Below are 21,087 nucleotides of genomic sequence, written 5' to 3'. Positions count from 1 at the left end.
GTGCAACGACAAGGTGCACAAGCGGTTAATATTCTTATTCAGCTAATGTTCATGGTCATCCTACCTGGCCTAGCTCAACTTGTGTTCACTCTGCTAGTTTTAGGATTAACAATTGATATGAGAGTTGTATTGATTGTTATAGCTTATGGCGTAATTTATATGTCACTTACCTATTTCTCTAATAAAATCACAAGAAAGTATCTTCAAGAAGCAACTCAAAAAGGACAAAGCAACGCTCAATTGGTTGGTAATGCAGTAACACTGATGGAAACCCTGCGCTATTTTGATGCAACAGATTGGATGAGTCGACGTTTTCATCATGGCGCTAAAGAAATATTGCATAACTGGCGACGTTATTCTCTGAGAAAAGTTCAGTTTTCAGTGGTTTATGGTGTCGTGCTCTGCCTCCAATTTATCATTACTTTTACCATCTTTTTGCCTCGTTATCATAATGGTGAGCTTTCTGTCGGTGATATCGTGTTGTTTAATATGTTGTTGCTGCAGCTAAACCGTCCGTTTGAAATGGCTGGCCTTGCGATTGAAGGGGCTATGCGGGCTTTGACTGAGTTCAAACCTTTTGCAAAGATGTGGGCTATTCCTGAAGAAATAGAATTAAGCGTCCAGACATCGTACTTAGATAAAGAAATGGTAAAAGGTATTTTGACATTTAACAATGTGAGCTTTTTTTATAAAAATGGTCGGGGAGTATCGGGAATTAGTTTTACTGCTAAAAGGGGAGGCATTACCTTTATTACGGGTGAGACTGGCAAAGGGAAATCAACGCTTCTTAAGCTTGCTTTGAAGTATGCTGAGCCCTCTAGTGGATCTATTTATGTTGATGACCAAGCCTTACATCAAATTAATCGAAAAGATTGGTATAGCTGTATCGGCGTGGTGCCCCAGGAAATTATTTTATTGAACGATACGTTAGAAGCAAACATTACCCTAGGAAGGCCGATTGATAAAAACTGGTTAGAAAGTGTTGCAGCAAAGGCTGCGATTCTTACAAAAATAGCATCGCTTCCAGATGGTTTCTCAACACAGGTTGGTGAGCGTGGGCTCAACTTATCTGGAGGGGAGCGTCAACGTATTGCTATTGCTCGTGCGCTTTATAGTAGGCCACAATTTTTATTTTTGGATGAAGCAAGCTCTAGTCTTGATGAGGCAACACAAAACGATGTTATGCAATATATTAGAAATATTGCTAAAGAAGTGTCAGTCATTGCCATAACTCATCGTACAGACATCATTAACCATACAGATAATATAGTTCACTTAAACTAATAAATGACTTGGCTGTCTTTATTTGAAGCCTAAATAATATGTATAGATAATTATTCCCTGGACAGTGGTGTTTTAAACCAAAAATGCGATTACTCAGGGACGATTAAATATCTCGTTAATCGTCTGTCAGATTTGCGGCTTGCCTTGAACCGCAAACTGTTATCTATATTTTCAGACAAGCGTCCTTATTCGTCGTAACCAAAAAGTTGGCGTTCAATCAGGTCAATGAGAGTATGAACAACCGTGATTTGGCATTCATGGACGCGAGCGGTACCTAACAGGTTGACTTTGATTTCTGTATCGTCTCTGGAGGTTAAGGAGGAAATATTTTTCGCCTCAGGGCTAGTGAGTGCAACAATGCTCATCTTGCGCTCATGGGCGGCTTGAATGGCTTGGATAATAGGGGAGGTGTTACCCTTATTAGCGACGACAAATAGCACATCACCAGGGTTGCCAATAGCAGTAATCGGCTTAGAGTACACATCATGATAGCTGTCGTTATGAGAGATCGACATTAAGGCGGCGGCATCACCACTTAGATTGATTGCGGGTAGGCCCGGACGTTCTCTATCCATTCTGTCTAGCATGAGAGTGCTAAAGTATTGGGCAAGGTGGGCACCAGTGCTGTTGCCCACACACACGACTTTACCACCGCCAGCAATGCTAGCAAAAATAACGCGAGCAGCGTGCTCAATATAAGGAGGCAAGCTTTCTAGTGCTTGCTGCTGAGCTTCGAAACTTTGGGCAAATTGAGTATAAATTGCTTCTTGAAAATCCATAGTAATTAAAATGCTGCTCTTAGCCAGGTTAAATGTTGATAGTCAATTGTTTCATCAAATAGTACCGCATCAAAGCGACAACTGCTGGTATCTTGATGGTGTTTATGTAGCCAATAGGACGCGGCCAATCTTACTTTTCTGAGTTTGGCTTCGCTCAGGCTTTCTGCTGCCGTACCGTGGGCTGAGTTTGCCCGATAGCGTACTTCAACAAACACATAAGTTGCTTTGTCTAAAAAGATCAGATCAATTTCGCCACCACGGCAATGGTAGTTACGAGCGATAAATTTGAGGCCTTTTTTGCTTAGAAAGGCCTCAGCACATTGTTCTGCTTTTTCGCCGTTATTGTTCGGTTTCTTCTTTTTTCGGAAAAAACTGCGTGCTAACTGCATGTACCAAATGTCCATTTCGGTAAGTCATGATTTCTGGGCGTCTATGGAATGTACCATATTGATCCATCGTAATTATGCCCGTGTTTGCCGATAAGTGCGTGGTTGGTAGCTGTACAAATAAAGGATAGCGATTTGCTAACAAGTAAGCGTCTGCACCTAGCGCTTGTAACCGTCGTAAAATATTGGAATCACGTCCAGATGATACATCTTTGAGTGCACTGTCTTTATTGACAATTGCCGGTATTTCAGCAAATAAAATGCGCTCAATATCGTTATAGTTAATGCCTTGTTCTGGTGGTGAATCATTCAGCGTGCTACTGGCTAACATAGGGACATCGCTTGCAAAATAAAAATCCAAAAGAGGACGAATTTGCTTCGCATCGCTTAACTTGCCTGCATAATAAATATAGTTTAGGTCCTGACGAGGGCGTACTTCTGTGTCGACCTTCTCGCCAATCCACTTTTGGATAGTGTAAATACGAGATTTACTTTCGTTCACTAGTAAAAGCTTTTGAACCGCTTGCTGACGACCTCTGGAGGTGTCTTTATAAGACAAGTCGCCAGTGATGGTCACATTGGCTTTCTTTGCAGCTTGACGAAACTCGTCACTTTGTCTTAATGCCCATGTATCTTGAGAGCTTAAAATAGCGGCTCTGGTGGCACCTGCTTGTTTAGCGAAAGAGATCAGTTCATTAATATCGTCTTCTGCATTTAAAGAAAAGTGATAAATATTAGGTATCCGCTGATTGTCAGTTACCTGATTCAAGGCTATTACGGGGTGCTGAGGAGACAAACGATTAATTTCGGTCACGTTCGACTTTTTAAGTGGTCCAATAATGACATCCGGATTCTGCGCATCAGCCGCTTTAAGGGCGTCTTCAATGCTTTTATAATTGTCCGTATTAACCACAGCGATTTGTGCTCTGGGAAGCTTCTGGTGGTAATAGGCGCTAAAGAAGCCATTTACAATCGCCTGAGAAGCACTTTCAAGCTTGCCAGTCATGGGGAGCATTAAGACAATTTTCTTGGGCGCCATATCCTTTAGATTGGCAATAACCCTAAAATCTTGCGGCACATCAATGGCTGCTGGGTGATCCGGATGGGCTTGCTGCCATGTTTTAAAGGCTTTTAACTGTTGTTCTATAGACAGTGTCTGATTTCTTAGAATACGACTAATGGTTAAGAAGCCCTTGAGAACGGGTGAGTCAGTTTGACTCATTTCAGTCATTTCAGCTTCGGTTAGGTTTTGTACGGCGCGCCATAATTTGGCTTCGTTTTCCTGCCCTTCACCTTTTGGCAGGTGCTCAAGTAGATCTAAGCGTACTTTTACAACCTCTGGCCAATTGTTTGTGTGCTCTAGAATAGTGGCTTTGGTTTTATTCAATAGGTTTTGGTTGTCTGGTGAGTCCGCCGCAGGTAGGTTCGATGCCTGCTGCAACATGTCCATTGCTTTGCTTGGATCATCTAATTCTGAGGCAATCGCCGCTGCTAATAAATGTGCCTTAAAGCGAATAATAGACTGAGTATTAAGTAGTTTGTCAGTCAGAGCGTCTCTTGCCAGCAAGAATTGTCCATCACGATAGAGTTGTAGGGCTTTGTTGTAGGAATCGGCTAATTCCTTGGGGGCTTTAGTGGGTAATGGGTGATAAATGCTAGGAGGCAACTCATCACCTTTTGTCTCCCCTTTTTGTGAGTAGCCATCAGGTGAGTAGTAGCCCGGTTGCGTATTTAAATTGACTGAACTACAAGCACTTAGCAGAAAAGTACAAACAGTTAATGATATGATGCGGTAATTAATCAGGCTCATAAGCTTATAAATGACAGATAAAAGAGGCAACATGGTATCACATAGTTCCGACGATGCGAGAGGGTCACTGTACATAGTTGCGACTCCAATAGGCAATCTAGACGATTTTAGCAAAAGAGCAGAGCAAACTCTGCGAGATGTAGATTATATAGCAGCGGAAGATACGCGACATACTCGCCGTTTGTTGAACCATTTTGGCATCGAGGCAAAACTCTTTTCCATTCATGATCATAATGAAAAAGATAAGGCTAATTACGTTGCCAGTTTACTGGATGAAGGTAAGAGTGTTGCGTTGGTTTCAGATGCAGGCACACCACTCATTTCAGACCCCGGCTACCATGTTGTTCATGCTCTTCGTGAACAGGGTCATAAAGTGGTGCCTATCCCTGGTTCATGTGCTTTGGTGGCGGCTTTATGTGCCTCTGGATTACCAACGGATCAGTTCTTTTTCGCAGGTTTTGTACCAGCAAAATCCAAAGGTCGTTGTGATCTTTTTGAGTCATGGAAAAAGCAGACGGGTACGGTGGTATTTTATGAGTCCACGCACCGTATTTATGACTCAATCGGTGATGTGCATAAAGTTTATGGTGACGATGCGCAATTGGTATTGGCTCGGGAAGTGACCAAAACCTTCGAAACCTTTTTATCAGGAACAGCCTCGGAGGTTCTTGCTGTGTTCGATACCGATGCAAACCAAATGCGGGGCGAATTTGTGGTCATGTTGAGTTTTACACAAGAGAGTGGTAATGAAGCAGAGCTAGAAGCAAAACGCATTTTGAGCATACTATTGGAAGATTTACCGGTTAAACAAGCAGCTGCGATGGCGGCTAAGTTAACTGGTGAAAAGAAAAACACCTTATATAAAATGGCACTGGACATGCAAAGTGCATGAGCCATTTCCTCTTGAAAGAACGAAGGTTAAAATATGCTTAAGAACAACAATAAAGACAGGTTAAAACTTGTATCGTTTGCTATGTTCGCGTTAGTTGCGTTAAATACACAACAGGTACAGGCTAGAACATGGCAGGAAATTCAACAAAGTGGTGTTTTAAAGGTTGGCCTGACAGAGGATTATGCCCCTATGTCTTTCCGCACTCAATCGGGAAAACTAGTAGGGTTTGCTGTGGATATGACCTCTGCGCTAGCGAAATCCTTGCACCTAAAAGTTCAATATGTCAAAACCACTTGGCCTAGCCTGTCTCAGGACCTCGCGGATGATAAATTTGATCTTGCAGCTGGTGGTGTTACCCGCACCAAAAAACGTGCTGAGCAGTTTTTGTTATCGGATTCTGTGGCAAAAAATGGCAAAATTATTCTAAGTAACTGTCATAACAAGAAGCCATTGAGTATCTTGACAGACATTGATAAGCCTAGTGTGAAAGTGATCGTTAACCCAGGTGGAACCAACCAAGCCTATGTGAATAAGCATATAAAGCATGCCGATATCATTCTGACAAAAAATAACTTTGCTAATTTACAGGGGATTCGTGATCGCTCAGCTGATGCAATGATTACGGATCTAATTGAAGGGCATTATTATCAAGTACATGAAAAAGGCGTCTTTTGTGTATCTTCTAAGAAAGTCCTAGCAGGTACCTCTAGTGTTAAAGTCTATATGATGAAAAAAGACAATAACCACTTACTTAAAAAGGTTAATAATTGGCTTCATGGGAGTGAAGCCTCTACTTTAGCTCAACGTTGGGGGATTGCCCAATAAAGTATTTATTGGGTATGCCGCTTTTAAAAAATGATATTATTGCTAGGGAAGGTCAATGCTGGCAAGAGGGCTTGCTCGTACCTTCCCTAAAAACTATTAGGCAATAATATCATTGCTTCTGTTATACAAATTGCATTATGTTGCTTTGATTGTTCTCTAGCTATATTAGCTTGATAGGTTCACTATCAATCTAAAAGAAAGTGAAAATATAGCAATAAGACCAATAATACCTATTATTTTATGATAAGTTTTATTCACTAGCTCTCCCATAATATCCTTGCGTGAAGACAGTATGAAAATGATCACTCCTAAAAATGGGGCTACTAATACAGTCAGAGCCTGAGCGATAATAATTATCCTTATTGGAGAGCCGCTGTTAAATATAGCTACAGAGGCGCCAAAAATTAAAATAGCGTATGTGAAAAATTTCACTTTCATCGAGGATAATTTGTTTCCCCAGCCAAGCGCATCGCATAAGAGTGTGCCGCCAGCAGAAGCATTGGCGGCCATTGATGAGAATGCAGCTGCAAAAAAACCAATACTGAAAATAATGGAACTCATTTTTCCAGATACGGGCTCAAGAACTTTGGTTAACTGAGTAAAGTTTTTAACGCTTTCTCCCGTGGCGCTAAATACCCCAGCGGCAACAATAATGACAAGCATCGTCATAGCGGCGGTGGCAATATTTCCTGGGATCGTATCGATTAGTGTCAAACGTTTATATTGTTCAGGCTTTAATCCTCTTTCGTGAATGGAATAACCACTATAAAGAGCAGAGTTAATAGAAAAGTTTGTTCCAATTAAAGCGATCAGCAAAAAGCCGGCGGAGTCTGGGATACTTGGTATGAAGCCACGGGAGACATCTACCCATGACGGATCACTAATAACTGCCGATCCTAAAAAGCCAATTGACATAATTGCGATCAATGCGATAAGGAGCTTTTCGAGGGCTCTATACGCATTTCTTAAGGCAATCAAGATAGCTACTGCCACGGTGGATGCTAACACCCAAGCTATTACAGATCCTCCGAAGAGTAGTTGCAGAGCTATTCCTGAACCAATTGCATTCCCGACAGAGAAGCATAAGGTGATAAAAAAAACGCCAAAGCCTGCCAAAATACCGACAGTATGACCAATTTTGCTTTTTATTGTATCAACTAACGAGATGCCTTTTGTTGATAGACCTATTCGAACGGCCATGTCGTTAAAAAAGAACATTAGAATGCCCGATAAAACGATGACCTAAAGTAGTTGATAGCCATACAGGCTACCTGCCTGAACGGCTGATGTAAGTGCTCCAGGACCAAAGCGCCATGCTCCTGCGACAAACGCAGGTCCCATAAGTAAGAGTATTTTGTACTTATTGGCTGTATTTTTGCTATTATGATAGGGTTCCAAAACGTCTTTTGGGGTACGGTTTTCAATTTTCATGGGATACCACACTATTATTTTTATTGAGTAGTAGAATAGCGATGTAAGTTTGCCCGCTCAGCATCGCTATTTTGGTGATCGTACGAAAACTGTTTGCTTATTAAATTAAGCCAGCAGATTGAAGTGCTTTTTTGATTTCCTCGCTTGCGCCTTCTTGAAGAGGTAATAGTGGACTTCTTACTGTTGCGTGCTCCAAGATACCACGTGCAACGAGGCCTTCTTTTAAAGCAACCGTGCCTTCCATATGGGAGCCGCGGTGGTAAACGTTTTGGGTGACAGGGAACAGACGATCGTGAATGGCTCGTGCTGCTTTGTAATCCTGACGTTTACCCGCCGCAATCAATTCAATTAGTGGTTCAGGAGTGAGACCACCGTAACCCACTAGTGCGCCATCCACATCAAACATAGTGTGTAGTAGATATTCGTCATGGCATGTTAGTACTTGTAGGTCTGGATTTTCACGACGAATGATTGGGATTTCTGTATCCCAACGACGCATATTACGAACGCCATTTTTCATAGCAAAAACACCAGGCTGAGCAGCGATTTCCAATAAGGTATCTAGGTTGTAGCTCGCTTTGGTCACATCTGGGTATTGAAAAAGGATTAAGGGTAGTCCGGTTTCTTCGTGGAGCGTTTTGTATCTATCCTGAGGAGCACCGTCCTGAAACCCAAAGCGCAACCAGCCGTGAGATGGATAAACAAGACCCGCTGATGCACCCGCTGATATAGCGCGTTTGGTTTCCTCTACAGCCACTTTGGTTCCTTCACCTGTGATACCAGCAATAACAGGAAGGCGTCCATCAGTAGATTCAACAAAACTTCTAATAACAGACATTTGTTCTTCAGAAGTCATAAATGTGCCTTCACCTGCGTGACCAAGCACTACTAGCCCTTTCACGCCATCAAAGCTCCCCAGCCAAGCGCCTAGTTTATGTATTGCTTTATGATCAACCTATCCATCGCGAGTGAAAGGTGTGACTGGAGCAGGTACTAAACCTCTTAAATCAATATTATTCATGATAATTTTCCTTATTATTTTTGGTTTTTAGTTAAATAGCAGATGTTGCACTGCCGCTAACATTAATTGCCCTTGATAATTTTTCAGACGTTTCAGTCATGCTATCAAAGGCTTTAATGAAGAGTTCATCTTCAGATATTCTAATACTCGGGACGACAACACTAATTGCCCCAATTGGATAACGGTCTCGGTCAAAGACAGGTAGTGCCAATACGGTTAAGGAGGAGTTGAAACTGGAGCGTTTTAAAATATAACCTTTTGCTTTAATAGATTTTAATTGCTCCATGACTGGTATTTCGTCTTTATCCATCGGAACAACTTCACGAAAATCTGGCTCAAGGTTTAACACATGTTCTAGTTCTTCCTCAGGCAGAAAAGCTAAAAGTGCTTGTCCAATCGCGCTGCAGTATGCGGGGATCACTGATCCGACACGAATATCAACTCCCAAGCGAGCTAAGCCAACACGTACCCGTTCTAGATAGACCATGTTTGCCCCTTCAAGAGTGGCAAAACTGACGGTTTCTCCAATGCGTTTAGCTAATGAACGTAAAATAGGTAATGCTAAGTCACGAATATCGCTGCGCCCGATCGCATTAAAACCGAGATTGGCGACTTTAAGTGTTAGATGAAATTGCTTTGTTTCTTCTAACTTTTCTATATATCCCAGATCGACCAATGTATTAAGAATGCGGAAAACCGTTCCTGAATCCAGTCCGGAGCGCGAGCAAACTTCGCTTAACGTTAGGGCTTCAAAAGCATGTGTAAAAGATTCCAGTACTTTGAAACCTTTTGCGAGGGAGCCCACTTTATTTTTAGAATCGACAGTCATAAAACTCACTTTTTTTCGGAATGCGAAAATTTTTTTCATTACAATCTTTGGCTATATAAGGACATTAAATTTTTATTGTCAATAGGAAATCATCGAAAGATTGAAGAAAAAACGCTTATCTCATTGGGTTTTGCTCTGAAAAACGAAGTTCGGGTGGATATTGCCTTTGCGTTTACAAGATCCATTGTCTAGGGGTATACTGAAAATCACTTGTCGGAGTGCCATTTGGCTGAGATCGCATAATTAAGTGCGGGATCCGCAGAACCTGATCGGGCTAATACCCGCGTAGGAAACAAGAAAGTCACCATTTTTCTTTTCTGCATCGAATGAACTCCTGATTTTTATGGAATCGATGCGGTCATATCACCTAAAGTATCCTTTTTTAATAAAACTCAGGATTCATGTTTTGCAATTAACGCCCGTAGTGCGTTTGCCTGTAAAACAGCACCCCAGACAAGCAATTCTCCATTTTTTGAAATAAGGGAAGTGCTCATGTCGACGACTAATGAATCACACAAGAAGCCAACGAATCTGTCTAAAAAGCAGTCTCGTGAAGAATCTCGTCAAGCGGCGAAGTCTTTTATCGAGTCATTGCAAGCAAAGCCTTTTCCAGCCTCAGAGCGAATCTATCTTACGGGATCAGACGCTTCGATCCGTGTTCCAATGCGCAAGATCAATCTAACCGATACGCCGATTGGCTCTGATCCAAATAATCTAACGTTTGAACCCAATGAGGCGATTTACGTCTACGACTGCTCCGGTCCATACGCTGACCCGCAAGAAAATATCGATGTGTATAAAGGTTTAACGCCTATGCGTGCGTCTTGGATTGAAAAACGTAATGACACAGAGTTTTTGCCCAGTGTGTCATCTGAGTTTGCTCAATCGCGTTTAGAAAATGCTGCGCTGGATGAACTGCGTTTTAAAAAATTGCCTAAAGTACGCAAAGCTCGCCAAGGTAAATGTGTGACGCAAATGCATTACGCTCGACAAGGCATCATCACGTCAGAGATGGAATACATTGCCTTGCGTGAAAATCAAAATATTGATGCCATCAAAAGCGAGTTGTTATTAAAGCAGCATCCAGGGCAAAGCTTTGGTGCTAATTTACAAAAACGGATCACACCAGAATTTGTCCGTGACGAGGTGGCAAGAGGTCACGCGATTATTCCTAATAACATTAATCACCCTGAATCCGAGCCGATGATTATTGGTCGTAACTTCTTAGTAAAAGTGAACGCCAATATTGGCAATTCGGCGGTGACGTCTTCGATTGAAGAAGAAGTAGAAAAGCTGGTCTGGTCGACACGTTGGGGGTCGGATACCGTGATGGATTTGTCGACGGGCAAAAACATTCATGAAACACGTGAATGGATTTTGCGTAACTCCCCTGTGCCAATCGGTACTGTCCCTATTTATCAAGCCCTAGAAAAAGTCGACGGTGTAGCAGAAGATCTGAACTGGAATGTGTTTCGCGATACTTTGATCGAGCAAGCGGAGCAGGGGGTGGATTACTTTACGATTCATGCAGGTGTTTTATTACGCTATGTGCCCATGACCGCGAAACGTCTGACAGGCATCGTGTCTCGTGGAGGTTCCATCATGGCGAAATGGTGCTTGGCGCACCATAAAGAGAGCTTCTTGTACGAACGCTTCCGTGAGATTTGTGAGTTGTGTGCCGCCTATGATGTGGCGTTGTCACTGGGGGATGGCTTGCGTCCTGGGTCGATCATGGACGCCAATGATGAGGCGCAAATGTCGGAGCTGCGCACCTTAGGAGAACTGACGAAAATAGCTTGGGAATACGATGTACAAGTAATGATCGAAGGGCCAGGGCACGTTCCAATGCAACTTATTAAAGAGAATATGACTGAGCAATTAGAACATTGTCATGAAGCACCGTTTTACACCTTAGGACCATTAACCCAAGACATTGCACCTGGCTATGATCACTTCACTTCTGGGATAGGGGCTGCGCAAATTGGTTGGTACGGCTGTGCCATGCTGTGCTACGTCACACCAAAAGAACACCTTGGTTTACCAAATAAAGAAGATGTGAAAGAAGGGTTAATCACTTACAAAATTGCTGCCCATGCGGCGGATTTGGCGAAGGGGCATCCAGGGGCGCAAATTCGCGATAACGCTTTGTCAAAAGCGCGTTTTGAATTTCGTTGGGAAGATCAGTTCAATCTGTCATTAGATCCTGAAACCGCTCGTTCATACCATGATGAAACGTTGCCGCAAGCTTCTGGCAAGGTGGCGCACTTCTGCTCTATGTGTGGCCCGAAATTTTGCTCCATGAAAATCACCCAAGAAGTTCGTGACTATGCAAAAGGGTTAGAGAGCGAAAAAGCTTTAGAAGATTCACAGACGATAGATGTCAGTGCTTTAGAAGTCAGTGATGCTGAAGCGGGTATGCAAAAAATGTCGGAACAATTCCGTGAGCTGGGCAGTGATGTCTATTTAACCACGGATAAGTTAACCACAGACAAGCTAATAGATAATAAATCAAAAGAAAAATCACTGTAAGTGAAAGGGGGATTTATGTCGATAAAACCTCCTGTAGTCTGGTGTGTAGGCGGGTCGGATTCGTCCGCCCACGCTGGACTTCAAGCGGATTTGCGTACAGGGCAAGATCTAGGCTGCCACGTGCAAACCATTGTCACTTGCATTACGGCGCAAAACTCCAAAGAGGTGCGTGCTGTTGAGCCAGTTCCGCTAGCAATGTTTGATGAGCAGTGGCAAACCTTACTCGACGATGTGCTGCCAGATGCCATTAAAGTGAGTTTGTTACCTTCCATTGATATTGTGAAAGCGTGCTCCACATGGCTAAAACGCATAAAAACGGACTTTCCTAGCATTCAGGTCGTCTTTGACCCTGTGATGGCCGCGAGCAGTGAGTCGGGGAATCAACTACAACAAACGGATGCGGGGGCTAGTTTACTGGATCATATCCTACCTTATGCGGATGTGATAACGCCAAATCGGATGGAATTCTCGGCACTGACAGGTTTGTCTGCTGAGCTTGCCCCTAAGGATTTGCAAGCTGACATGGCAGTGTATTTTGCTGCTTCTAAAAGTCGTTGGTTGTTGAAAGGGGGGCATGTCGGTGAACTTAACAAGCAGAAAGAAGACCAAGCAACCGACTGGCTGGTGGGTCGCGATACTATCGTCGGTTTTGGGTGCGAAAGGCTCTCTGCACACAATACGCGTGGCACGGGTTGTACCTTATCGACGGCGCTGGCGAGTTTTATCGCCCATGGTTATGACTTTCTGGATGCCATGACGATGGCAAAAGCCTACATAACGGGGGCGTTAAAAAACGGTGTGCAAATTGGCGAAGGCGCTGGACCACTCGGTCGCCCTGGTTGGCCATTACAAATTGACTATTTGCCGAGGCTTGTCACGCCGCATAAACCAGTGATGCCTATCAGTCTGCCTTTTGCCGCGATGGATCTTAAAAAAATGGGTTTATACCCAGTGGTAGATTCGATTGCTTGGTTAGCATTAGTTCTTAAGCAAGGGGTGAAAATCGCTCAGCTGCGTATCAAAAACCCTGATGATGCTGACCTAGAACATAAAATCCAACAGGCGGTTGCCTTAGGAAAAGAATACGACGCTCAAGTCTTTATCAATGATTATTGGCAACAGGCGATTACTTATGGCGCCTATGGAGTTCATCTTGGTCAAGAAGACCTAGAGCAGGCGGATTTGGCGCAAATCCAAGTGGCAGGTATGCGACTTGGTATCAGCACCCATGGCTACTATGAAATAGCACGAGCACAATCTATTCAGCCAAGCTACATCGCTTTGGGCCATATTTTTCCCACACAAACCAAAGACATGCCCTCCCAGCCGCAAGGCTTAACCCGATTAGGTCATTACGCGAGCTTATTAAAAGGCGTGTTTCCTACTGTGGCGATTGGTGGCATTAATGCAGAGCGTTTGCCTGCGGTTGCCCAAACAGGAGTGAACAGTGTCGCCTTAGTGACGGCCATTACCCAAGCTGCGGAACCGGAAGTCGCCGCTCAGTCACTCATAACCTTGTTTGAGCAAAGTACTAGAGGTGAGCAATGAAGATTATGTTGAACGACGCACCTTATGAGTTTACTGGGAAAACTCTCGAAGACTTAGTCATTGAGTTGGATAAGAGTCAACAAGGCATTGCCATTGCACTTAATCAGCAAGTGATACCAAAAAGCTTGTGGTGCAGCACAGGGCTTGATGAACAGAGCCTTGTGTTTATTTTTGAATCCATTGCAGGGGGTTAATATGCCGTCTTTACTGATTGCCGGACACGAATTTCAATCTCGACTTTTTACTGGCACAGGCAAGTACGCCAGTGCCAATGCTATGATGGACTCGATTACCGCCAGTGAGAGTGAGCTGGTGACCTTGTCCTTGCGCCGTATGGATTTAAAACATCAAACGGACAATATTCTCCAACCCTTGCAAAAGAAGGGAATCAAACTGTTACCCAATACCTCTGGTGCACGCACCGCAAAAGAAGCGATTTTTGCGGCCGAATTGGCCAGAGAGGCATTAGAAACTAACTGGGTAAAGTTAGAAATTCATCCTGATCCACGTTATTTAATGCCAGATGGTATGGAGACATTATTGGCGGCAGAAGCGTTGATCAAAAAAGGCTTTGTAGTAATGCCTTATGTTCATGCTGACCCCGTATTGTGTAAACGGTTAGAAGAAATAGGCTGCCAGTGTGTGATGCCATTGGGTTCGCCCATTGGTTCTAATATGGGCTTAGCAAGCCGTCCATTTTTGGAAATCATTATTGAGCAAAGTAGAGTGCCAGTGATTGTCGATGCCGGCATTGGCGCGCCATCGGATGCGGCGTTGGCTATGGAAATCGGAGCGGATGCGGTGTTGGTTAATACCGCCATGGCCGCTGCTAATCAGCCTAGCAAAATGGCTAACGCCTTTCGTCTCGCCGTGGAAGCAGGACGTATGGCCTATGAATCGGGGTTAGGTGAGCGACGGATACAAGCGCAAGCGACTAGCCCATTGACGGATTTTATCGGAGCCTTGTCATGATAGATGTCGCCAGTCATAAAATTCGCTTATTAGAACAAAGTCCCGCAGTAGAAGGTCAGTTTAGTCATTTTGTGGAAAGTACAGACTGGCATGCCATGACGCAATCCCATCAAGAGAAAACCGAGCAAGATGTGTTGCGAGCCTTGAGCAAGAGCAAACTGAATGTGGAGGATTTTGCGGCTTTAATTTCTCCAGCAGCAGAGCCTTATTTACTGGAAATGGCGGCAAAAAGCGAACAGCTTACTTTGCAGCGTTTTGGCAAAACCTTAAGCTTATTCGCGCCTTTGTATTTGTCTAATACGTGTGCGAACGAATGCACTTACTGTGGTTTTTCTATGAGTAATGCCATTAAGCGCCTGACGTTGAATGAATCTCAAGTAGAAAAAGAAATCGCGGCGATTAAGGACAAAGGCTTTGATCATATCCTTTTGGTGACTGGGGAAACCAATAAGGTGTCTATGCCGTATTTTGAGCGCATGCTTCCTCTTATTAAATCGCATTTTAGCCAGCTTTCCATGGAAGTGCAGCCACTTAACTCAGAGGAGTACAAGCGACTACAAACTATTGGTCTGGATGGTGTGTTGGTGTATCAAGAAACCTATCGTCGCAAGACGTATCTTGAACACCATTTGCGTGGTAATAAATCCAATTTCAATTACCGATTGGACGCGCCAGATCGTATTGGTCAAGCGGGTATTCATAAAATCGGTTTGGGTGTCTTGCTTGGGTTAGAAGACTGGCGTACGGATTCGGTGATGATGGCGCACCATCTACGACACTTGCAAAAACGTTATTGGCGCAGTCGTTTTAGTGTGGCGTTTCCGCGTATTCGTCCTTGTGAAGGGGGTATTGTTCCTAAGTCAATTATTACTGATCGACAATTAGTGCAATTGATTGCTGCATGGCGTTTGTTTGATTGGGATGTGGAGATGAGTTTGTCAACGCGTGAGTCGCCAGAATTTCGTCACCATGCGGTGAGAATGGGGTTTACCACCATGAGCGCAGAGTCCAAAACCCAACCAGGTGGTTATGCTGATGACGCTCAAGCAGCCCTTGAGCAATTTGAAATCAGTGACGAGCGGCCAGTGGCTGAGATCATCGCTATGATACGCAGTCAGGGGCGGGAAGTGGTCTGGAAAAATTGGGATCCAGCCCTTTCTCATGTGTAAAAAGAGGACAGAGCGTCAAGCCACTCCTTTCCAATTCTAAGAATATGTCTAAGTGTGCTTGGTTATTAGGAAAAATCCGAGAATGCGCATTTTTCCTTACATTCTCATGACAAGTTGTGCATCTCGTTCCACTCTCTTTGATGCTGTCTGACGCAAATTTAGACATAATGGATTCCAACAAAACAGGAAAGAGATAGCTTAAGGAGCCATTATGATGAAACGTAGAAAAGCGGGAATGCTAACAGTCATTGGGTTGAGTGCAGCTCTTATGACAGGTATAGCAACAAACGCCGTTGCTAGCCCTAAAGAGCCAGCAACTCAAGGTCAAGTCAGTGCGGCCCCAACCAGCGATCAAATTGCTGAAACAATGGCAAAACAGCTCGGTTTGAGTGATGCCACTAGAGATAAACTATCTAAGCTATTTAGTACGGATGGTAAACAGATTCAGAGTCTTCAAATGAAGCTGAACGAAAAACGTCGAGAATTAAATTCATTAAACCCAACTAAAAAGGGTTATATGAAAAAAGTGGACGCTTTGGCAGATCAAAGTGCAGATCTTACCAAGCAGTTGACCATCAAATACGCGAAGAGTCGTGCTGAGTTATATTCTCTGCTAACACCTAAGCAGATAGAAAAGTTAGAGCACGGCGGTATGTCAAAATCCGCAGCAAAATAAAGGAGTGATCGTCCTTAAACGATTGTCGTTGAGAGTGTTGCCCCAGCCGTCAAAAAGCTGGGGCTTTTTTATGCTCCGGAAAAGCGAATGCCTTACCTAGCGTTTTCCTCTAAAATTGACTCATACTTTGCTAGTTGTTTTGTGGCTTGTTTACAATCACGTTTCTATTTTATGGTGGAATTTTGTAATGCTCAGGAAACGCTTTTATCCTCAGAAACGCTGGTCTGTGCCTAAAAAAGCGATATTGTCAGTCTGTATTTTTCTGCTTATCAATGCTCCATTCTCGCAAGGAACAGAAATAACAAAACACTGTGACTTGTACTTTTCTAATGGCGTCAGATTGGAAGCCGTTCCTACTGCCGAAACTAATGCACAACGACGGAAAGGTCTTTCTAATAGAAAAAATGCAGGGGCTGGGATGTTATTTGTCTACCCAGAAGCGGCGCCTCGCGAATTTTGGATGCATAACACACTGATCCCATTAACAGCTGGCTTTTTAGATGCCAATGGCGTGATTATTAACCTTGCTCATATGAAGCCTAATACCGATACGCTTCACAAATCCGTGCAACCGGCTAAAACCGTACTGGAACTCGGCGAAGGAGGCTTTAAAAAATACGGTCTGAAAAAAGGCGTACGGCTGGAAATGACAGTCTGTCTGCAAAAAGGATAATCTTTAACGCCTTCTATTGTCTCTTCTCATTAATGGCGCCTTTCTCTGATGTGAAAGAGAAAGACGCCAGTTTATCTTTAGCTTGCTATCGAGTTAAATAATTCAAAATACGTCGGGAAGGTTTTCGACGTACAACCTGGGTCGTTGATGGTGACGGGAGTATCTGAAAAGGCCACCAAAGAGAAACACATCGCAATGCGGTGGTCGTTGTAGGTGTCGATGGCGGCATGTTGTAGTTGCTTAACTGGTGTAACCGTGATGAAGTCTTCCCCTTCGACGACATCGGCACCAAGTTTTTTCAGTTCAGTCGCCATGGCGTATAGACGGTCAGTTTCTTTGACACGCCAGTTATAGATGTTGCGAATGGTGGTTGGGCCTTTCGCGAACAGAGCGGTGGTGGCGATGGTCATGGCTGCATCCGGAATGTGGTTCATGTCCATATCAATGCCATTTAGCTCGTTACGTTCTGCTTCAATCCAGGTTGGACCGTAGGTAATGTTGGCCCCCATTTTCGCCAGTACATCAGCGAATTTAACGTCGCCTTGTACACTGTCTGACCCGACACCGTGAACTTTGATTTTTCCACCCGCTATCGCTGCGGCAGCTAAGAAGTAAGATGCAGATGACGCATCACCTTCGACCATGATTTCGCCAGGGCTTTGGTAAACTTGTTGACCTTTTACAGCGAAAGCTTGGTAGTTTTGGTTTTCCACTTCCACGCCAAATTGTTTCATGGCATCTAAGGTGATGTCGATGTAAGGTTTGGAAACGAGCTCCCCGTCCACTTTTATGGTGAGGTCGTCTTTCGCCATCGGTGCGCTCATTAGAATAGCGGTTAGGAACTGGCTAGAGATATTGCCCTTGATGGATACTTCACCGCCAGATAAACCGTTTGCTTTAATGCAAAGTGGTGGGTAGTTTTTCTCGCCTTCATAAGTAATATCAACACCTAATGCTTGTAAAGCATCGACAAGATCGCCAATAGGGCGTTCATGCATGCGAGGTTCGCCATGCAGGTGGAATTCGCCTTTACCTAGGCACAATGCCGCTGTTAGTGGGCGCATAGCGGTGCCAGCATTGCCTAGGAATAAGTCGCCAAACTCGGCTTGGATTGGACCGCCAAGACCTTCCAGAACACAAGTGGTGCCATTATCTTCTAGAGAATAGATGACGCCAAGTTTTGCTAGGCTTTCTAGCATGCGACGGATATCGTCACTGTCGAGCAAATTCGTAATGCGTGTGGTGCCTTTTGCTAAAGTCGCCAACAGTAGAATACGGTTAGAAAGGCTTTTTGAGCCAGGGATCTGGATGTCGCCGTTGGCTTTGGAAAGGGGGCCAAGTGTGATTGAGTTCATTTTTATGTCCGTTATATAGTCAGTATTGTTCGTTGGTTACGACTTGTTTAAGAGGATTAAGCGTCGTCATCAAAGTCGTCAATAATGGCACCGTTATTTAAAGCCGCCATGTCTAATTCATTGAGTGCTTGATAGGTATTTTCGATGTCTTCAATACGCTCGTTGGCTTGATCGTAGTTTTCTTGATAGACGCTACTGGCGATCATGCTGATTAAGTTCATCACGCTGGCATAAGAGTCGAAGGCAGACACACCTCGAACCACACAAGAGAAATGCAGGTCGCTAACTTGTTGTGGGTTAACGTCCGCATGATCAGTAATGTAAATCAGTCGACAACCATTTTGGCGTAAAGTAATCATGTGATTTTTTAACCAAGCAGGCCTTCTCCTTACCCCCATAATGATAACGATATCCTCTTTGGAAAAGCCGACAATCTCTTCACCAAGGGTTTGTCCAGGTAAGGGTAGGAGTTGCACATCGGGGCGGCATTGAATCAGTTGCTGACGCAAGTGTAAGGCAAGGGCATGGTTATTTCGATAACCAATGATGTAGACCTTGCTGGCCCGTGATATCCAACGAATGGCGGTTTGGTAATGTGTCGTATTAATGGATTCCAAGGTTCGGCGGATATTGTTCTGATCACAACTAACATAATCCTGAAACAGGTTCGATAACAGTTGATTATCAGGTTGTTTATCGGCAATCGGTGCGCCCCAGCGACGTGCAGCGCGCACTTGCTTTTTGACTTCCGTGAAATCCTTATAGCCAAGACGCTGCAATAGACGAGTGACAGCTGACTTGGACACATCTGCCAATTTTGCGAGCTCTGTTGCAGAGTAGGTCGCAATGTCACCTTGATGGTTCAAAATGCAGGCGGCTAGCTTTTGCTGAGTCGGTGAAAGTTGGTCGTATATTTGCTTGATTCTGTGTTCTATCGATTTATCAGACATTATTTAGATCGTGTTAGTTCGCGAGTAAGCAAATAATGAAGGAAAACAGGGCGTCAGGGAAGCCTTTCTAGCGTTTCTGTTCATAATAGACGAATGAAAAGGGGGCGTTTATTGAAATAGGAAAGAAATTAAATAGGTTCATTAATTTTATTTTTGTATATACTGAAACAAATGTATTATATTGGTTTACGCTGCATGATAAAACTGACCGCTAAAAGTCGTGAACTCTAGAAAACCGATGCTCGCATATACCCTGTTCGCTTGTCCTACCTTGTTCAGGGGGGCATGGTGCATTGATCATGCTGGAGCCGTTTTTCATTTTAAAATTTTGAATTTGCTTTGTTTATGGAATCGGCAAAGCCATAAGGAGTTGTTATGTCTCTCAGTCAAAAGCCATGGTATGGCGTTAACCTTGCTTCTGAACGTTTAGGAGCAAAAGCGTTGTTTGCTAATGATGATTTTTTTGCCCCTAAGGAGCGCATGTTACAAGACAGTGATCCTGTTTTTATACCGGGAAAATACGATGACAACGGAAAGTGGATGGATGGCTGGGAAACACGACGCAAGCGTGGTGAAGGTTATGATTATTGTATTGTGAAGTTAGCCGTACCTGGACGTTTGAATAAAATTGAATTAGATACGCGCCATTTTACGGGAAATTATGCCCCTGCTGCTTTGGTGGAGGCGTGCTTTAGTACCACAGAACCGAGTGTTGACACTGTTTGGTGGCCAATTACAGACACAATAGCATTAGCTGGTAATGACCAAAAATTGGTGGATATCGAGCATGATGAGGTATTTAGTCATATTCGTTTAAACATTTATCCCGATGGTGGAATTGCACGTTTACGCGTGTTTGGTCAACCTGAGGTCGACTGGAGCACATTGGCAAATCGTTCAGTAGACCTATTGGCTCTAGAAGTGGGTGGCCGTGCCATTGCTACTAATGATGAACACTTTGGCACAATGCATAATCTGAATTTGCCTGGTAAAGGCATTAATATGGGAGATGGCTGGGAAACCCGCCGCCGTCGAGAGCCAGGCAATGATTGGGTGATTTTAGCCCTTGGTCATCGTGGTGAAATTGATCAAGTCGTCATTGATACTGCCTTTTTTAAAGGCAATTACGCCGCCGCTTGCTCTATTCAGGTTGCCGATATTCATGATCTACCAGACAGTACTTTACCTGCGCAAAGTCTATACTGGAAAGAGTTATTGCCAAAATCTGAATTGAGTGCAGACCAAGAGCATTTGTTTGCAGATATATTGAAAGAGGTCGGCCCTGTGACGCACTTAAGAGTGAATATTTATCCAGATGGTGGGATCAGTCGTATTCGAGTGATCGGTAAACCTGTTATCTGATTGGTCATCGTTTTGGGTCGTATAAAAAACATTGTGTACATCTATTTAGAGAAGGATTCGCTATGCCTTTTGTGTTAGAGCCATTAACGACCGAGGCGTTTGCCCCCTTTGGGGAGGTGATCGCTGCGACGGAGTCTGCCCATTCCTTTGAGATTAACGGTGGAACCACAGAGCGTTTTCACGATCTTGCTGCAGTTGAGGTGGATGGTGACGCTCGTGGGGGCATTAGTATTTTTCGTGGGCAAGCCCGTGAGTTTCCCATTGTGATTCGCATGTTGGAGCGACATCCAAAAGGGTCTCAGGCGTTTATGCCTTTACAAGGTCGTCCCTATTTAGTGGTGGTAGCACCAAACGGCGAGAATGATGCGCCCAATCTCTCTCAAATTCGACTCTTTTATGCAACCGCCGAGCAAGGCGTGAATTATCGATCAGGAACTTGGCATCATCCGTTATTGGCTTTGCAGGCGACGTCAGACTTTTTAGTCGTGGATCGCATTGGTGAAGGACACAATTGTGATGAGTTTTTCTTTTCCGATGAGCAAGTCATGACCATTGAACAAAACTTGTTAGTTGAGTGTGATGGTTTAGAATGAGGG

21 protein-coding genes and 1 riboswitch are annotated in these 21,087 nt (G+C 43.9%); of the genes, 12 read left to right on the top strand and 9 right to left on the bottom strand.

Going from position 1 to position 21,087, the window contains the following annotated elements; all coding sequences use genetic code 11:
* Positions 1-45: 45 nt before the first annotated feature.
* A complete protein-coding gene (locus MSP8886_RS08100; protein ID WP_306455646.1) occupies positions 46-1,284 on the top strand; it encodes an ATP-binding cassette domain-containing protein in 1,239 nt (412 codons plus the stop codon).
* Positions 1,285-1,469: 185 nt separating this feature from the next.
* Here MSP8886_RS08100 and MSP8886_RS08095 read toward each other — a convergent pair whose 3' ends face one another.
* The 3 genes from MSP8886_RS08095 to MSP8886_RS08085 are packed head-to-tail and all read right to left on the bottom strand — an operon-like array spanning position 1,470 to position 4,334.
* On the bottom strand, positions 1,470-2,063 hold the full coding sequence (locus MSP8886_RS08095) for an SIS domain-containing protein (protein ID WP_067014779.1): 594 nt from the start codon (positions 2,061-2,063) through the stop codon (positions 1,470-1,472).
* A 5-nt stretch (positions 2,064-2,068) separates the two neighbouring features.
* The gene (locus MSP8886_RS08090; RefSeq protein ID WP_067014776.1) at positions 2,069-2,452 is read right to left on the bottom strand and encodes a YraN family protein; all 384 of its coding nucleotides are present in this window, start codon (positions 2,450-2,452) and stop codon (positions 2,069-2,071) included.
* On the bottom strand, positions 2,403-4,334 hold the full coding sequence (locus MSP8886_RS08085; RefSeq protein ID WP_245659062.1) for a penicillin-binding protein activator: 1,932 nt from the start codon (positions 4,332-4,334) through the stop codon (positions 2,403-2,405). The genes MSP8886_RS08090 and MSP8886_RS08085 overlap by 50 nt, the downstream gene beginning before the upstream one ends.
* Between MSP8886_RS08085 and rsmI the strand changes: the two genes are divergently transcribed.
* On the top strand, positions 4,291-5,151 hold the full coding sequence (gene rsmI, locus MSP8886_RS08080; RefSeq protein WP_067014773.1) for a 16S rRNA (cytidine(1402)-2'-O)-methyltransferase: 861 nt from the start codon (positions 4,291-4,293) through the stop codon (positions 5,149-5,151). The genes MSP8886_RS08085 and rsmI overlap by 44 nt on opposite strands.
* A 33-nt stretch (positions 5,152-5,184) precedes the next feature.
* Complete coding sequence (locus MSP8886_RS08075) at positions 5,185-5,976, top strand: transporter substrate-binding domain-containing protein (protein WP_067014769.1); 792 nt, start codon at positions 5,185-5,187, stop codon at positions 5,974-5,976.
* A 165-nt stretch (positions 5,977-6,141) separates the two neighbouring features.
* On the opposite strand, the gene MSP8886_RS08070 is transcribed toward MSP8886_RS08075, so the two are convergent.
* The 4 genes from MSP8886_RS08070 to MSP8886_RS08060 all read right to left on the bottom strand — a co-directional run bounded on the left by MSP8886_RS08070 (position 6,142) and on the right by MSP8886_RS08060 (position 9,257).
* Positions 6,142-7,215 (bottom strand): NRAMP family divalent metal transporter, encoded by a 1,074-nt coding sequence (locus tag MSP8886_RS08070; protein WP_281197795.1) that lies wholly within the window; start codon positions 7,213-7,215, stop codon positions 6,142-6,144.
* Between the two features lie 3 nt (positions 7,216-7,218).
* Positions 7,219-7,407, bottom strand: a complete 189-nt coding sequence (locus MSP8886_RS22450) for a hypothetical protein (RefSeq protein WP_217491163.1) — start codon at positions 7,405-7,407, stop codon at positions 7,219-7,221.
* A 100-nt stretch (positions 7,408-7,507) separates the two neighbouring features.
* Entirely contained in the window at positions 7,508-8,308 is an 801-nt protein-coding gene (locus tag MSP8886_RS08065) for a dihydrodipicolinate synthase family protein (protein WP_245659061.1), read from the bottom strand.
* A gap of 151 nt (positions 8,309-8,459) precedes the next feature.
* Positions 8,460-9,257, bottom strand: a complete 798-nt coding sequence (locus MSP8886_RS08060) for an IclR family transcriptional regulator (RefSeq protein ID WP_067015798.1) — start codon at positions 9,255-9,257, stop codon at positions 8,460-8,462.
* Positions 9,258-9,461: 204 nt separating this feature from the next.
* Positions 9,462-9,566, top strand: a riboswitch (TPP riboswitch).
* A gap of 183 nt (positions 9,567-9,749) precedes the next feature.
* Between MSP8886_RS08060 and thiC the strand changes: the two genes are divergently transcribed.
* The 7 genes from thiC (at position 9,750) to MSP8886_RS08025 (ending at position 16,824) form a co-directional block, all read left to right on the top strand.
* Positions 9,750-11,786: a phosphomethylpyrimidine synthase ThiC gene (thiC, locus tag MSP8886_RS08055; protein ID WP_067014766.1), complete on the top strand. Its 2,037-nt coding sequence runs from the start codon at positions 9,750-9,752 to the stop codon at positions 11,784-11,786.
* 15 nt (positions 11,787-11,801) lie between these two features.
* Positions 11,802-13,334: a thiamine phosphate synthase gene (gene thiE, locus MSP8886_RS08050; RefSeq protein WP_067014763.1), complete on the top strand. Its 1,533-nt coding sequence runs from the start codon at positions 11,802-11,804 to the stop codon at positions 13,332-13,334.
* Positions 13,331-13,528 carry a sulfur carrier protein ThiS gene (gene thiS / locus MSP8886_RS08045; RefSeq protein WP_067014759.1) on the top strand — a complete coding sequence of 66 codons (198 nt, stop codon included), beginning with the start codon at positions 13,331-13,333 and terminating at the stop codon, positions 13,526-13,528. Before thiE ends, thiS begins: the two co-directional genes overlap by 4 nt.
* Position 13,529: 1 nt before the next feature.
* A complete protein-coding gene (locus MSP8886_RS08040; RefSeq protein ID WP_067014757.1) occupies positions 13,530-14,306 on the top strand; it encodes a thiazole synthase in 777 nt (258 codons plus the stop codon).
* Positions 14,303-15,475 carry a 2-iminoacetate synthase ThiH gene (gene thiH, locus MSP8886_RS08035; protein WP_083200874.1) on the top strand — a complete coding sequence of 391 codons (1,173 nt, stop codon included), beginning with the start codon at positions 14,303-14,305 and terminating at the stop codon, positions 15,473-15,475. Before MSP8886_RS08040 ends, thiH begins: the two co-directional genes overlap by 4 nt.
* Before the next feature lie 211 nt (positions 15,476-15,686).
* A complete protein-coding gene (locus tag MSP8886_RS08030) occupies positions 15,687-16,151 on the top strand; it encodes a Spy/CpxP family protein refolding chaperone (RefSeq protein WP_067014754.1) in 465 nt (154 codons plus the stop codon).
* 187 nt (positions 16,152-16,338) lie between these two features.
* On the top strand, positions 16,339-16,824 hold the full coding sequence (locus tag MSP8886_RS08025) for a DUF192 domain-containing protein (RefSeq protein WP_067014751.1): 486 nt from the start codon (positions 16,339-16,341) through the stop codon (positions 16,822-16,824).
* Positions 16,825-16,901: 77 nt separating this feature from the next.
* On the opposite strand, the gene aroA is transcribed toward MSP8886_RS08025, so the two are convergent.
* Both aroA and MSP8886_RS08015 read right to left on the bottom strand, forming a co-directional pair.
* On the bottom strand, positions 16,902-18,179 hold the full coding sequence (gene aroA, locus MSP8886_RS08020) for a 3-phosphoshikimate 1-carboxyvinyltransferase (protein WP_067014749.1): 1,278 nt from the start codon (positions 18,177-18,179) through the stop codon (positions 16,902-16,904).
* 56 nt (positions 18,180-18,235) lie between these two features.
* Complete coding sequence (locus tag MSP8886_RS08015) at positions 18,236-19,129, bottom strand: MurR/RpiR family transcriptional regulator (RefSeq protein WP_067014746.1); 894 nt, start codon at positions 19,127-19,129, stop codon at positions 18,236-18,238.
* Between the two features lie 375 nt (positions 19,130-19,504).
* On the opposite strand from MSP8886_RS08015, the gene alc reads away from it, so the two are divergent.
* Together alc and MSP8886_RS08005 are read left to right on the top strand one after the other, a co-directional pair.
* Positions 19,505-20,491, top strand: a complete 987-nt coding sequence (gene alc / locus MSP8886_RS08010) for an allantoicase (protein ID WP_067014743.1) — start codon at positions 19,505-19,507, stop codon at positions 20,489-20,491.
* Positions 20,492-20,553: 62 nt separating this feature from the next.
* Complete coding sequence (locus MSP8886_RS08005) at positions 20,554-21,084, top strand: ureidoglycolate lyase (protein WP_067014741.1); 531 nt, start codon at positions 20,554-20,556, stop codon at positions 21,082-21,084.
* Positions 21,085-21,087: the final 3 nt, after the last annotated feature.

Origin of the sequence: Marinomonas spartinae, from assembly GCF_900089775.1 — a bacterium.
Lineage (GTDB): Bacteria > Pseudomonadota > Gammaproteobacteria > Pseudomonadales > Marinomonadaceae > Marinomonas > Marinomonas spartinae.
This window is presented reverse-complemented; position numbering and strand designations above follow the sequence as displayed.

Excerpts from the sequence above, each read along its gene's own strand:
- MSP8886_RS08100 (WP_306455646.1), top strand. The coding sequence starts at position 46 with ATGTTCATGGTCATCCTACCTGGCCTAGCTCAACTTGTGTTCACTCTG.
- MSP8886_RS08005 (WP_067014741.1), top strand. The coding sequence starts at position 20,554 with ATGCCTTTTGTGTTAGAGCCATTAACGACCGAGGCGTTTGCCCCCTTT.
- thiS (WP_067014759.1), top strand. The coding sequence starts at position 13,331 with ATGAAGATTATGTTGAACGACGCACCTTATGAGTTTACTGGGAAAACT.
- MSP8886_RS08030 (WP_067014754.1), top strand. The coding sequence starts at position 15,687 with ATGATGAAACGTAGAAAAGCGGGAATGCTAACAGTCATTGGGTTGAGT.
- thiH (WP_083200874.1), top strand. The coding sequence starts at position 14,303 with ATGATAGATGTCGCCAGTCATAAAATTCGCTTATTAGAACAAAGTCCC.
- MSP8886_RS08060 (WP_067015798.1), bottom strand. The coding sequence starts at position 9,257 with ATGACTGTCGATTCTAAAAATAAAGTGGGCTCCCTCGCAAAAGGTTTC.
- MSP8886_RS08085 (WP_245659062.1), bottom strand. The coding sequence starts at position 4,334 with ATGTACAGTGACCCTCTCGCATCGTCGGAACTATGTGATACCATGTTG.
- MSP8886_RS08015 (WP_067014746.1), bottom strand. The coding sequence starts at position 19,129 with ATGTCTGATAAATCGATAGAACACAGAATCAAGCAAATATACGACCAA.
- rsmI (WP_067014773.1), top strand. The coding sequence starts at position 4,291 with ATGGTATCACATAGTTCCGACGATGCGAGAGGGTCACTGTACATAGTT.
- thiC (WP_067014766.1), top strand. The coding sequence starts at position 9,750 with ATGTCGACGACTAATGAATCACACAAGAAGCCAACGAATCTGTCTAAA.
- MSP8886_RS22450 (WP_217491163.1), bottom strand. The coding sequence starts at position 7,407 with ATGAAAATTGAAAACCGTACCCCAAAAGACGTTTTGGAACCCTATCAT.
- aroA (WP_067014749.1), bottom strand. The coding sequence starts at position 18,179 with ATGAACTCAATCACACTTGGCCCCCTTTCCAAAGCCAACGGCGACATC.
- MSP8886_RS08090 (WP_067014776.1), bottom strand. The coding sequence starts at position 2,452 with ATGCAGTTAGCACGCAGTTTTTTCCGAAAAAAGAAGAAACCGAACAAT.
- alc (WP_067014743.1), top strand. The coding sequence starts at position 19,505 with ATGTCTCTCAGTCAAAAGCCATGGTATGGCGTTAACCTTGCTTCTGAA.
- MSP8886_RS08040 (WP_067014757.1), top strand. The coding sequence starts at position 13,530 with ATGCCGTCTTTACTGATTGCCGGACACGAATTTCAATCTCGACTTTTT.
- MSP8886_RS08095 (WP_067014779.1), bottom strand. The coding sequence starts at position 2,063 with ATGGATTTTCAAGAAGCAATTTATACTCAATTTGCCCAAAGTTTCGAA.
- thiE (WP_067014763.1), top strand. The coding sequence starts at position 11,802 with ATGTCGATAAAACCTCCTGTAGTCTGGTGTGTAGGCGGGTCGGATTCG.
- MSP8886_RS08025 (WP_067014751.1), top strand. The coding sequence starts at position 16,339 with ATGCTCAGGAAACGCTTTTATCCTCAGAAACGCTGGTCTGTGCCTAAA.
- MSP8886_RS08075 (WP_067014769.1), top strand. The coding sequence starts at position 5,185 with ATGCTTAAGAACAACAATAAAGACAGGTTAAAACTTGTATCGTTTGCT.